This window comes from Streptomyces sp. LUP30, from assembly GCF_001746365.1.
GTDB lineage: Bacteria > Actinomycetota > Actinomycetes > Streptomycetales > Streptomycetaceae > Streptomyces.
In genome coordinates this window covers 224,778-236,604 of record NZ_MJAJ01000001.1, presented here as the reverse complement: position 1 = coordinate 236,604, position 11,827 = coordinate 224,778, and the positions used below count along the sequence as shown (strand labels likewise).

Below are 11,827 nucleotides of genomic sequence, written 5' to 3'. Positions count from 1 at the left end.
CGGGGAACGACCACAGGGGTACGCGTCCGGTCGGCGGCGGAGACGGCGGCCGGTGGCGGCGGGCGGTCCCGTTGCGCCGAGCGCATCATGTCCGCCATCAACCGCGAACCGCTGACCGCACCGCACCGCACCCGCAACGACGCGGTCCTCGCCCTGTGCGTCGCCGTGTTCGCCGTAGCCCTCGCCCGTACGGGCGGCGAAGGGATCCGGCCCGACCATCTCGGCTGGACGCTGCTGCTCGCCGGGCACCTGCCCCTCGTATGGCGGCGCCACCGTCCGGTGGCGGCCCTGCTCGGGGTGGCGGCCTGCATGGCTCCGTACCATGCCCTCGACTACAACCCCGCCCCGCCCATCCCCGCGACCGTCCTGGCGCTCTACACCGTCGCGGCGACCGGCACCGTACGCCGCACGCTGCTCACCGGTGTCGCCGTCATCGGACCGACAGCGATCGGCAACAGCCTCACCAACCCGATGGGAGCGCTGGAGTCCGTGGAGATCTCCGGCTGGATCATCGCGGTCCTGTTCATCGGTATCGACGTCCGCTACTACCGCTGGTACGTCGCCTCCATCGTCGAGCGGGCCGAACGGGCCGAACACACCCGGGAGGAGGAGGCCAGGCGCCGCGTCGCCGAGGAACGGCTGCGGATGGCCCGTGACCTGCACGACCTGCTCGCCCACAGCATCACGCTCATCGGCGTGCAGACGTCCGTGGCGGCCCACGTCCTCACCGCCGACCCCGAGCGCCTCGACCGCAAGGCCGTCGCCCAGGCACTGGACGACATCGCGGGGACCTGCCGGATCGCCCGGGGGGAACTGCGTACGACACTGGAGGTGCTGCGGGCGGATGAGACGGTCGTGGGAGTGGGCGCGGATCCGGGGCCCGGTTCCGTGTCCGGTTCTGCTTCCGGGGCCGAGCACATGCGGGGGCCGCTGCCCGGGATCGACGGACTGGCCGGTCTCGCGGAGACCGGCCGGGTGGCCGGGGCCAAGGTCGAACTGTCCGTCCGCGCGGACGACATCCCGCCCTCCGTGGGCGCCGCCGCGTACCGGATCGTGCAGGAGGCGCTCACCAACGCCGTACGTCACGGCGGCCGCGAGGACCTCACGGTGCGAGTGGGACTGTGGACCGCGGACGGCGCACTGCGGGTGAGTGTCAGGGACGACGGGACGGGCGGGGACGACGGCTCGGGCGGCGGAGTGGGCCCGCCGGACGGCACGCCGGGGTTCGGGCTCATCGGAATGCGGGAGCGGGCCCGTAGCGTGGGCGGCACACTGGACGCCGGCCCGGGGCCCGCCGAAGGCTTCGAGGTGACCGCCACACTGCCGCTGTCCCGGGAGGACGAGGTTCGATGACCATCCGCGTACTGCTGGCCGACGACCAGCACCTCGTGCGGGCCTCCTTCGCGATGCTCGTCTCGTCGGCAGGCGACATGGAGGTCGTCGCCGAGGCGGGTACCGGGCGGGAGGCCGTGGCGCTGGCCCGGTCGGCGCGGGCCGATCTCATCGTGATGGACATCCGCATGCCCGACCTCGACGGGATCGAGGCGACCCGGCTCATCGCGGCCGACGAGGATCTCGCGGGGGTGAAGGTGCTCGTCCTGACGACGTACGAGACCGACGAGCACATCGTCGAGGCGCTGCGGGCCGGGGCGTCCGGCTTCCTCGTGAAGGACATCAGGCCGGCCGAACTCCTCGACGCCATCCGGACGGTGGCCGCGGGGGAGTCCCTCCTCTCGCCCGGTCCCACCTCGCGGCTGATCGCCCGCTTTCTGCGCGCGCCGAACACCGGGACGCCATCCGTGGTGGGCGGGCCGAGCGGGCTCTCCGAACGGGAGCGGCAGGTGCTCGCGCTGGTCGCGCGCGGTCTCAACAACCCAGAGATCGCCGACGCGTTGGGACTCAGCCCGCTGACCGCGAAGACCCATGTCAGCCGGATCATGGGCAAATTGGGGGCGCGGGACCGGGCGCAACTGGTGATCGTGGCGTACGAGTCGGGGCTTGTGATACCTGGGACTGTCTGAGTTCGGGCCGGCATCGGGGCGGGTTCAGTTGCGTTCCGGGGGTCGGTTGTACGGCCCCCCAACTCCCCTTGGTTGCACGGGCATTGCTCTGTCCCTCGGTGCGCACCGGTCGGCGCGTTTCGCTTACGGGGGTGTCCGAAGTCTTGAGCGGAAAAGCGAAAGTTTCCTCCTGAGCTGGGACGATGAGGCTCGTCGCAGGTCTCTGTCATCGCAGGAGGGAGGCACTTTCTGCGTGCTCCCTCCCCGGTCGGTCTTCGTCCGTTCGGGCAGCAGTTGGTGATCTTGAGGCTCATGGTTGTTCGCGAGAAATACAGCAGCATGGCGGCCTGCGCTCGTGAGGGCGGGGCGTGGCGCTGACATGTGGGGACCAGTCGGTCTTGTCAGCGAGCCGGTGGGGTGAGGGTGGTGCGGTCGAACGGGCCACCATGTGAGGCGGCGTACGTGACGGCCTCGTTGACGGCGTTGAGGCCGAACGACCGGACCCGTTCGGCGGCGAGTTCCAGGGCGCCCGAGGCGAGGAGCCGGATGATGCCGACGTTCGCTGTGCGTGGGTACATCCACTGGCCGCGCACGGTGATCGAGTTGCGCATGATCCATGGGTACGGGAGGGCGAGGTCGTCACCGCCGAGCATGCCGACGCCGCCCATGAGAACGACGCGGCCGTATTCGCGCACGGTCATGGCTGCCGTGCGCGCTGCCGAGCTGGGTGCGCTCGGCGGTAGCAGGTCGATCACCATGTCGATCGGGCCGTCGGCCGCCGCGGACATCGCCGCGCGGTCGCCGGCCTCGTCCCCGGTGAGCGGAACCGGGCGCACGAACGGACCGAACCGATCGGCGAGGAGGTCCAGCGCGGCCTGGTTGCGGCCTGGGGCGACCACGCGGCCCGCCCCCATGGCAAGCGCCACCGCAACCGCGCTGCTGCCGAGGTTGCCGGTGGCCCCGCTGACGAGCAGCGTCTCACCGGCTGCGAGCCCGCCGGCCAGCAGCCCGCCGTAAGGGATGACGTGCACGGCGAGCGCGGCCCAGCGGGCCGGGTCGTCCCCCGCCGCTGCGGGGAGCGGGAAGACATTCTCCGTCGGGACCCGCATGAGCTCGGCGAACGACCCGTCGTGCAGGTGCCGGGCGAGGCGCGCGCCGCCCTCACCGCGGGAACTCCAGCCCTGGAGCGTGATGTCGGGCGTCAGGGCGTCGTCCCGCGAGCGCACCGTCGAGTCGCACCACACCAGGTCGCCGGGGCGCAGCCGGGTGGCGTCCGGGCCCACGTGGACGACCCGTCCCACGCCGCCGATCCCAGGCACGACGGGAGGGATCAAGGGGTAGTTCCGCTCGCCGCTGAAGACCTCAGCCGCGTAGGGCACCACACTGGCGGCGAGGACCTCGACCACCACCTCGCCGCCGCCGGCCTCGGGGTCGGGAACCTCCCGCACCGTGAGCGGGGCGCCGAACTGCGTCAGAACTGCTGCTCGCATGTGTTGGCCTCCGTGTTCGTCCGTGTTCGTCGGGATCGACACTAGGAACCCGGCGGGCATGCGGGAAGCGATGATCGAGCATGTGTGGTATGCGTATCCCGCATGGACATCTCCAGCACAGGCCTACGGGTCCTGCGGCAGATCGCCGAGTCCGGCAGCTTCACCGCAGCAGCCACCCGGCTCGGCTACACACAGTCGGCGGTCTCACGCCAGGCCGCCGCCCTCGAACGAAGCGCGGGCACCGCCCTGTTCGAACGCCGCCCTGACGGAGTGCGGCTCACCCCCGCGGGTCTGACTCTGTTGCGCCACGCTCGCACGATCCTGGACTGTCTGACGGCGGCCGAGCGCGACCTCATCGGCACCGTCTCGCGTACCGAACTGGTGCGGCTCGGACTGTTCCTGAGCGCGGGCGCGGCCATCCTGCCTCTCTCACTCACTCGCCTCGCGGCGACCGACCCGCAGATCACGGTCACGACTACCGAGGGCACCACGCCCTCCCTGGTCCGGGCACTGCGCGCGGGCTCGATCGACCTTGCCGTGCTGACGTCCCGACCGCCCCACCGGCCTTTGGACGGCGAGTCGCCGCGCCTGCACGTCGAGACCGTCATGGACACCGAACTTGTCGTGGCGGTGCCTTCGACCGGACAGTTCGCCGGCCGCACCGCGGTGCACGTCGACGAATTGATCGACGCCCCGTGGATTGCCGCCCCGGCGTCGAACGCCGAGCCACTGCTCGGCGTCTGGCCCGGCCTGCCCGGACGGCCGGACATCGTCCACTGCGCGCGCGACTGGCTGACGAAGCTTCAGCTGGTCGCCGGTGGCTTCGGGGTGACAACGGTCCCCTCACGGCTCTCGCCGGTGCTGCCGCCCGGGGTGAGCCTGCTGCACGTCGAAGGCGCACCTCCCGAGATCCGCCGGGTACTCGTGGCGCGGCTCCCCGGCCGCCCCACCCCGACGATCACGGCCGTCACCCGAGCAATCGTCTCGGCCACCTGAAACGCGCCGCCGGCCGTCAGATTCGGTGCCGTAGCCCGCCGAGGGCGCGCACCATCACGTGCACCTCGTCATGAGCCTCGGTAGTGACTCACCTCCAACTGAAGATGGAGCCGTCAGCGTTCGCTTTGGTGCGCAAGTGTGGCTGAGGATGCTGCGCGAGAAGCAGCCTGCCGCGCGGCACGGCTGGACGACCTGGCGGGCCAGGAGCACGCGCCAAGCTGACCTCTGTGCCCGGAAACGCGAATGGGCTCCTCCGCTCCCCTCCTTCAGTTCTGGGAGCGGAGGGGCCACTTTGCTGCGCGGGGTGGTCAGGTGTGGTCGGGTGTCGGGTCGGTGTAGCGGAGGGTTTTGCCGAGGCGGCGGGCGTATTCGATCTCGTGGCGGGTGCTGTCGCCGATGTAGCCCCCGGGGTTGACGATCAGGACGTCGTCGGCGAGGTCGATCTTGCGCAGGTGGAGGTCGCCCAGGACGCGCTTGAGATGATCAGCGCGGGCGGGGTCGGCCCAGAGCGGATGCGGGGTCCTGAGGTTGCAGCCGGGGGCGAGGACGATCCGGCCGGCCGCCGTCTCGTACAGGGCGGCTTCGGTGAGCGCGTCCCAGAACCGGGTCGATCCGCACAGGACGACGATCGGCGGGCGCGGCGGGATGATGTCAGCAGTCATGGGCGGCCTTCCTGTTGGTGAGGGGAGAGCAGGTGCCATCACAGCCAATCCGGGGAGCCGGGCAGCCGGTCGTGGTGGGTCAGGGTTGGGCACGCCGGCAGCGGTAGCTGGGGCGGCGGGGTGCCGCATGGCGGTGATCGGGACGGCGTCGGGCTCGGTGTCTGGTGCCCAGACCCTGCGCCAGGTGTCGTTCCACTCGCATCCGCATCCGCAGCCGCGGTAAACCATCGCCGGCGCCCGCGCTCCGGTGCGGGCCTCGTCCTCTGCCACCGCGCCGTACGGGCCCTTCCCGGCAGCGGCTATCCCGCACGACAGAAGGCTCACCCGGCGTTACGAGGTTCACGACGCCGGTACGGCATCGATCTGCTGCTTCACCCGGAAGAGGTCGAGCCGGCGCCGTCGCCGACGATCCGGCCGTCGGCCACGTAGGAGAAGTTCATGGAGAAGTTCATGGCCCGCACCGAAATCTTGTAGCCGAAGTGTCACCTGATGACCACCGGGTGACCGCTGTCCACCCGGCGATCTACCGGAGTCCAGGGAATGCTTGGAGAGCGTCGCCGCGAGCGATCAGCCGCCGACACGCCATGTGAAAACACCCGAACCGCACCGGAAGGAATCTCACGCCATGACTGCTACCGCTCCCAAGGCTCCGACTGCACCAGGGGTGCGGTCCTGGTGGGGAATCCCGTACGCCACCGCCGAGCGGTACCGCCGCCCCGTGGTCGCGGACTTCGATCCGAGTCTCCCGTACGACCGGAAGGGCGTCGTCGCGATCCAGCCCGACAGCGGCGACTGGCTCGAGGCGGACAGCGGGATGGGCGAGGACTGCCTGAACCTGAACGTGTGGGCCCCCGAGCAGCCTGCCGACAAGGCGCTCCCGGTGACCGTGTACATCCACGGCGGCGGATTCGAGTACGGCGCGAACACGCAGATCACCTCGAACGCCGCCGGTCTCGCCGCGACGGGGCGCGTGGTGGGCGTGTCCATCAACTACCGGCTCGGCGCCCTGGGCCCGCTCTCGCTCTCGCAATACGGCGGGAAGCTCGCCGAGGCCAGCAACCTCTTCCTCCAGGACATCATCGTTGCGCTCACCTGGGTCCAGCGGAACATCGCCCACTTCGGCGGCGACCCCGACAACGTCACCGTCTACGGCCACAGCGGCGGCGCCTACTCCACCTTCGGTCTGCTCGGCGCCTCCTCCGCCGACGGCCTGTACCGGCGTCTGGCCGGGTTCTCCGGCGGGCCCGCCCGCTCCATCCCGGCCTGGTGGGCCGAGGAGCTCGCGCACCTGTTCGTCACCGAACTCGGCGTCGCGGACAACCCGGAGAAGCTGCTGGACCTCGACCCGCTCTCCCTGAGGGACGCCCTGCGCAAGGTCGCCCCGACGGACCTCGGAGTCCGCGGCGGGGTGGACAACAAGGCCACCGGCGTCGTCCTGGACCTCGGGCAACCCGGCGCGGTGGTGCACGCCCACCCCATGGACGTCCTCGCCTCGGGCGCGCACCGCGACGTCGACATCCTGCTGAGCATGGCCAGCGACGACATGGGCTGGTGGGTGGCGAACGACCTCGACCGGTTCGACCCGGGCACCATCGACCGCGTCGTCGACGAGGTCGCGGGGTGGCGCATCTCCCGCTCCCGCGCGCAGAAGATCGTCGACGCCTACGACCAGGGCGGCCGTACCCCGGCCGAGGTCCGCGCCGCGGTCATGGCGGACTACCTCTTCGCGATCCCCGCCGCCCGCGGCGCCCTGGCCCACGCCGCCGCCGGCGGCAACGCCCACCTCCTCCTGATCGGCCCCGCCGAGGGCGCACCCGCCGTGCACGGCACCGAGATGTACGCCCTGGTCGGTCAGGAACAGCCGGGCCGCAGCGCGGAGCAGGCCGAGCGGGACACCCGTATCCGCGACATCGTGCTCGACTTCGCCACCGGCGAGCACTCCCGTCTGTGGCCCGCGGTCACGGACAAGCCCACCTCGGAAACCGTCGGCGACTCTCCCTTCGAGGGCACCGCCCACTACCAGCAGGTCCTCGACCTGTGGGAAGGCATCGACCGCCCCTGACGTCCGGTGGGTGATACGGACGACGCAGGGACAACAGGGAGTGAGGTACTCGACATGAGTCAACCGACAGCAGCCGGCGACACCGCACCGGCGACGATGAGGGCCGTCGTCGTCACCCGGCCCGGCGGCCTGGAGGCATTGGAGATCAAGGACGTCCCGGTGCCCGTCCGCAAGCCTGGCTGGGTGCGGATCAAGGTCAAGGCGTTCGGTGTCAACGAGTCCGAGGTCACCACCCGCAGAGGCGAGTCGGACTCGGAGGTCACCTACCCGCGGGTGCCCGGCATCGAGGGCGTCGGCGTGGTCGACGAGGCCGACGAGGACAGCGGCCTGCGGCCGGGCCAGCAGGTGGCCACCATGATGGGCGGCATGGGCCGCGCCTACGACGGTGCCTACGCCCAGTACGTGACCGTACCCGCGGCACAGGTCATCCCGTTCGAGACCAGCCTGCCGTGGGATGTCGTCGGCGCGCTGCCGGAGATGTTCCAGACCGCTTACGGGTCCCTGACCCGCGGCCTGGACCTCAAGGCCGGGCAGACGTTGCTGATCCGCGGCGGCACCTCCACGGTCGGGCTGAGCGCGGCCACGATCGCGAAGGACCTCGGAGCGACCGTGCTGTCCACCACCCGCAGCGAGTCGAGGTCAGGGGAACTGCGGGCCGCGGGCGTCGACCACCCCCTCGTCGACAACGGCACCCTCGCCGACCAGGCGCGCGAGCTGATCCCGGACGGCGTCGACGCCGCCCTGGAACTGGTCGGCTGCTCGGTCCTCCCCGACACCCTCCGCACCGTCCGCCGCCACGGCACGGTCTGCTTCACCGGAGCCCTGGCGGGCCAGTGGACGATCCCCGACTTCAGCCCGTTCATGATCCCGGGCGGGGTGCGGCTGACGTCCTACGGCGGTGAGGCCGCCGACCTCCCGGCCGACGTCCTCGCCCACCAGCTCCAGGCCATCGCCGCCGGACGTCTCCACGTCCCGGTCGCGAAGGCTTACCACGGCCTGGAACAGGTCCGCGACGCCCAGGCCGACCTCGAATCCGGCGCCACGCCGGGCAAGCACGTCGTCGTCCTGGGCGACTGAGACCTGATCGCGGGACGCGTCAGGATAATGGTAAGTCAATTAACTTGCCATCGCGGTGATGTGGAAGTCACGTTCACGGGTCCTTGCCGAACTGCATGGGTGCACCCCTGCGTCGCAAGCAGGGGGCTCCTCGTGAGCGTCTGCGAGAACGGGCTGGAGACGCGGAACCGGCGGTCTGCCGCTGCTGGGGTCCCGTCATACATGGGCTGAGGAGCTGAACATCATAAACGGAAAGACGCTGCAGCAGACAGCCGCCGAGTGCGCCGAGGGCCTGCCCGGCACCGCACTGGAGCATCCCTTCGGTGAGGAGTGGGACGTGCACAAGGTGCGCGGCAAGGTCTTCATGCTGACGACCGACGTCACCGGGGAGCCGTTGGTGATCCTCAAGTCCGCCCCCGACGAGGCGACGGCGCTGCGCGAGCAGCACGCCGAGATCACCCCCGGTTACCACATGAACAAGCGGCACTGGATCACCCTGCACGGTGGCGACTCCCTCGACCGCGGCCTGGTCGAGGAGCTGGTGACCGACTCCTACCGGCTGGTGGTCGCGGGGCTCCCGAAAGCACAGCGGCCGGTGGACCCGGCGACGTACGCCCGGGGGGACCGGGCCCCGCGCTGACCCTCACCGAGGTGTGGCAGCGCCCGCGCGCGGGCGCTGCCCGGCACCACAAGCAGCCGCCCCTTCACCGAGAAGCCGGACGCCCGCAAGGTCGCCGGGAAGGTCTTCCTGATCGTCACGGACGATCCCGGTGAGCGGATCATCCCAGGCAAGGCGGAGCCGGAACACGGGTGGCGGCTGCAGGAGGAGTACCCCCCGATCACCGCCGGGGGCAACCTCGACAAGACGCACCGGATCTCGGTGGGCGGCGACCGGGGTATCACCGCGGCCCTGGTCGAGGACTGGGTCACCGACTCCTACGACCTGGCACTCGACTCGACGCCCCGCAGCCTGCGGCCCGCCCGCACCTGACCGCCCGCCCCGACCACCATCACCTGCCAGAAAGCCCAGCCCCATGGACCACAGCGAACCCGCGCTCGCCCTGTTCGACGACGATCCCGGCCCCGACAGCGCCGGCGCGAGCGACACCACCGTGCCGGCCGTCGAAGACCTCTCACGTCCTCTCGCCGACCGGCTGCGCCCGCGCACCCTCGGCCAGGTGGTCGGCCAGGAGCACCTGCTGGGCGATGAGGCGCCGATCGGGCGGATGGTCGAGCGGCAGCATCTGGTGTCGATGGTCCTGTGGGGGCCGCCCGGCTGCGGGAAGACCACCATCGCCCGGCTCCTCGCCGCTGCCGCCGGTCTGGTCTTCGCCCCGCTGTCGGCGACCTTCTCCGGGGTTGCCGACCTGCGCCGGGTGTTCCGCGACGCCGAGCAGCGCCGAGCCCGGGGGCGGGGGACGCTGTTGTTCGTCGACGAGATCCACCGCTTCAACCGCGCCCAGCAGGACAGCTTCCTGCCCTACGTGGAGGACGGCACGGTCGTCCTGGTCGGCGCGACCACCGAGAACCCGAGCTTCGAACTGAACGGCGCGCTGCTCTCGCGCAGCCGGGTCTTCGTCCTCAAACGCCTCGACGAGCAGGCTCTGCAGACCCTCACGACCCGCGCCGAGGAGCTGACCGGGTGCCGGCTGCCGCTGACCGGCGAGGCCCGACAGGCCCTGCTCGCCCTGGCCGACGGGGACGGCCGCTACCTGCTCAACATGGCCGAGCAGCTCCAGTCCCTCCCCGCCGGCACCGGCCCGCTGGACGTGGCCGGGCTGGCCCGGCAGGTGCAGCAGCGGGCCCCTCTGTACGACAAGGCCCAGGAGGGCCACTACAACCTGATCTCCGCGCTGCACAAGGCGATGCGCGGCTGCGACCCGGACGCCGCCCTGTACTGGCTGGCGCGGATGCTGGAGGGCGGCGAGGACCCGCTGTTCATCGCCCGCCGGCTGGTCCGCTTCGCAGGCGAGGACGTCGGCATGGCCGACCCGAGCGCCGTCCAGCAGGCCCTTGCCGCGTGGGACGTGTACGAGCGGCTCGGCTCGCCCGAGGGGGAACTCGCCCTTGCCCAGGCCGTCGTCTACCTGGCCACCGCCCCGAAGTCCGTCGCCGTCTACCGCGGTTTCGGCGCCGCGGGCAAAAGCGCCCGCCGTACCGGCTCGCTCATGCCGCCGCCGCACATCCTCAACGCGCCCACCCGGCTGATGAAGAACCTCGGCTACGGCAAGGGCTACCAGTACGACCCGGATGCCCCCGACGGCTTCTCCGGCGCCGAATACTTCCCCGAGGACATGGGCCGTGAGACCTACTACCGGCCCACCGAGCACGGCCGTGAGGCCGAGGTCGGCCGCCGCCTGAAGCACTGGGCCCGGCTGCGCCACCCGGACTCCGGCTGAGCCAGGATCGGCCGCCCAAGACCAACATCTCTTGTGTCGGCGCGGTCAGTCTGTGGTGAAGCTGGACAGTACGGCGGCCGGGAGGCGGCTGCCTGCCGAGCCGTGGGGAAGGATCTCAGTGATGCGGGCCAGATCGGCGGCGGAGAGCTGGACGTCGGCGGCGCCGGCGTTCTCCTCGAGGCGCTTGGTGCTGCGGGTGCCGGGAATGGGCGCGACGTCCTCGCCCTGGGCGAGCAGCCAGGCCAGCGCGAGTTGAGCGGTGGTGATGCCCCTGGTGCCGGCCAGATCCTTGAGCTGTTCGGTGGCGCGCAGGTTGTACGTGTAGTTCTCGCCCTGCCAGCGCTCGTCCCAGCTGCGCATGTCGTCCGCGGGGTATTCACTGGCGGGTTTGACCTGGCTGGTGAGGAAGCCGCGGCCGAGCGGGGAGTAGGGCACCAGGCCGATGCCGAGTTCCCGCAGGACGGGAAGGATCTTCTCCTCCACCTCCCGCTCGAAAAGCGAGTACTCGTACTGGAGCACGGAGACCGGGGTGACGGCGTGGGCCCGGCGGATGTACTGGGGGCCGACGTTGCTCAGGCCGAAGTACTTCACCTTGCCTTCGGTGATCAGGTCGCCGACCACGCCGGCGACCTCCTCGACCGGAACGGCGGGGTCGGAGATGTGCTGGTAGAAGAGGTCGATGTGGTCGCTCTGCAGGTAGCGCAGGCTGTTCTCGGCGACCTTGCGGATGTTTTCCGGGCGGCTGTCGAACGCGGGGCTGATCGCCGGGGCGGTCATGTCGAAGCCGAACTTGGTGGCGAGGACCACCTCGTCGCGGAAGTCGCGGACTGCCTTGCCCAGGAGAATCTCGTTGCTGCCGGTACCGGCGCCGTACAGCTCGGCGGTGTCGAAGAAGTCGATCCCGAGTTCATGGGCGCGGTGGATGGTCGCGATGCCCTCGTCGTCGTTCGAGGCGCCGTAAGCCATGGACATGCCCATGGTCCCCAGGCCGAGCGCCGAGACGCGCAGACCCTGAGAGCCCAGATTGCGGTGCTGCATGAGTTCACTCCCTGAGTAGTTCGCCGGCTTCACCCGCAGAGGTCAAACCGAACTGTTCCGTTTGACTCTACGGGGCACTCGTCCAGCTGCCAAACCAAACGGTTCGGTGCTCTATCCTGGGGCC

General features: G+C 70.7%; 11 protein-coding genes. 8 read left to right on the top strand and 3 right to left on the bottom strand.

Translation table 11 applies throughout. The features are described from left to right. Positions 1-87: 87 nt before the first annotated feature. Both BG482_RS01090 and BG482_RS01085 read left to right on the top strand, forming a co-directional pair. A complete protein-coding gene (locus BG482_RS01090) occupies positions 88-1,353 on the top strand; it encodes a sensor histidine kinase (RefSeq protein ID WP_107450291.1) in 1,266 nt (421 codons plus the stop codon). Next, positions 1,350-2,021: a response regulator transcription factor gene (locus BG482_RS01085; protein WP_069766871.1), complete on the top strand. Its 672-nt coding sequence runs from the start codon at positions 1,350-1,352 to the stop codon at positions 2,019-2,021. Before BG482_RS01090 ends, BG482_RS01085 begins: the two co-directional genes overlap by 4 nt. A 380-nt stretch (positions 2,022-2,401) precedes the next feature. Here BG482_RS01085 and BG482_RS01080 read toward each other — a convergent pair whose 3' ends face one another. Beyond that, positions 2,402-3,490, bottom strand: coding sequence for an alcohol dehydrogenase catalytic domain-containing protein (locus BG482_RS01080; RefSeq protein WP_079141483.1), 1,089 nt, complete (start codon positions 3,488-3,490; stop codon positions 2,402-2,404). Between the two features lie 102 nt (positions 3,491-3,592). Between BG482_RS01080 and BG482_RS01075 the strand changes: the two genes are divergently transcribed. Further along, the gene (locus BG482_RS01075; RefSeq protein WP_069766870.1) at positions 3,593-4,486 is read left to right on the top strand and encodes a LysR family transcriptional regulator; all 894 of its coding nucleotides are present in this window, start codon (positions 3,593-3,595) and stop codon (positions 4,484-4,486) included. Positions 4,487-4,794: 308 nt separating this feature from the next. Here BG482_RS01075 and BG482_RS01070 read toward each other — a convergent pair whose 3' ends face one another. Continuing rightward, the gene (locus BG482_RS01070) at positions 4,795-5,148 is read right to left on the bottom strand and encodes a hypothetical protein (RefSeq protein ID WP_069766869.1); all 354 of its coding nucleotides are present in this window, start codon (positions 5,146-5,148) and stop codon (positions 4,795-4,797) included. A gap of 625 nt (positions 5,149-5,773) precedes the next feature. Here BG482_RS01070 and BG482_RS01065 point away from each other — a divergent pair. From BG482_RS01065 to BG482_RS01050, 5 genes are all read left to right on the top strand, one after another. Next, positions 5,774-7,210, top strand: a complete 1,437-nt coding sequence (locus BG482_RS01065) for a carboxylesterase family protein (protein ID WP_069766868.1) — start codon at positions 5,774-5,776, stop codon at positions 7,208-7,210. Between the two features lie 54 nt (positions 7,211-7,264). Next, positions 7,265-8,287 (top strand): zinc-binding dehydrogenase, encoded by a 1,023-nt coding sequence (locus tag BG482_RS01060; RefSeq protein WP_069766867.1) that lies wholly within the window; start codon positions 7,265-7,267, stop codon positions 8,285-8,287. A 223-nt stretch (positions 8,288-8,510) separates the two neighbouring features. Continuing rightward, complete coding sequence (locus BG482_RS01055; RefSeq protein WP_069766866.1) at positions 8,511-8,906, top strand: MmcQ/YjbR family DNA-binding protein; 396 nt, start codon at positions 8,511-8,513, stop codon at positions 8,904-8,906. A 36-nt stretch (positions 8,907-8,942) separates the two neighbouring features. Continuing rightward, positions 8,943-9,257 carry an MmcQ/YjbR family DNA-binding protein gene (locus BG482_RS40215; RefSeq protein WP_079141482.1) on the top strand — a complete coding sequence of 105 codons (315 nt, stop codon included), beginning with the start codon at positions 8,943-8,945 and terminating at the stop codon, positions 9,255-9,257. Positions 9,258-9,300: 43 nt separating this feature from the next. Further along, positions 9,301-10,665 (top strand): replication-associated recombination protein A, encoded by a 1,365-nt coding sequence (locus BG482_RS01050; RefSeq protein ID WP_079141481.1) that lies wholly within the window; start codon positions 9,301-9,303, stop codon positions 10,663-10,665. A gap of 45 nt (positions 10,666-10,710) precedes the next feature. Here the strand turns inward: BG482_RS01050 and BG482_RS01045 are convergent, their stop codons facing one another. Then, positions 10,711-11,703 (bottom strand): aldo/keto reductase, encoded by a 993-nt coding sequence (locus BG482_RS01045; protein WP_069766865.1) that lies wholly within the window; start codon positions 11,701-11,703, stop codon positions 10,711-10,713. Positions 11,704-11,827: the final 124 nt, after the last annotated feature.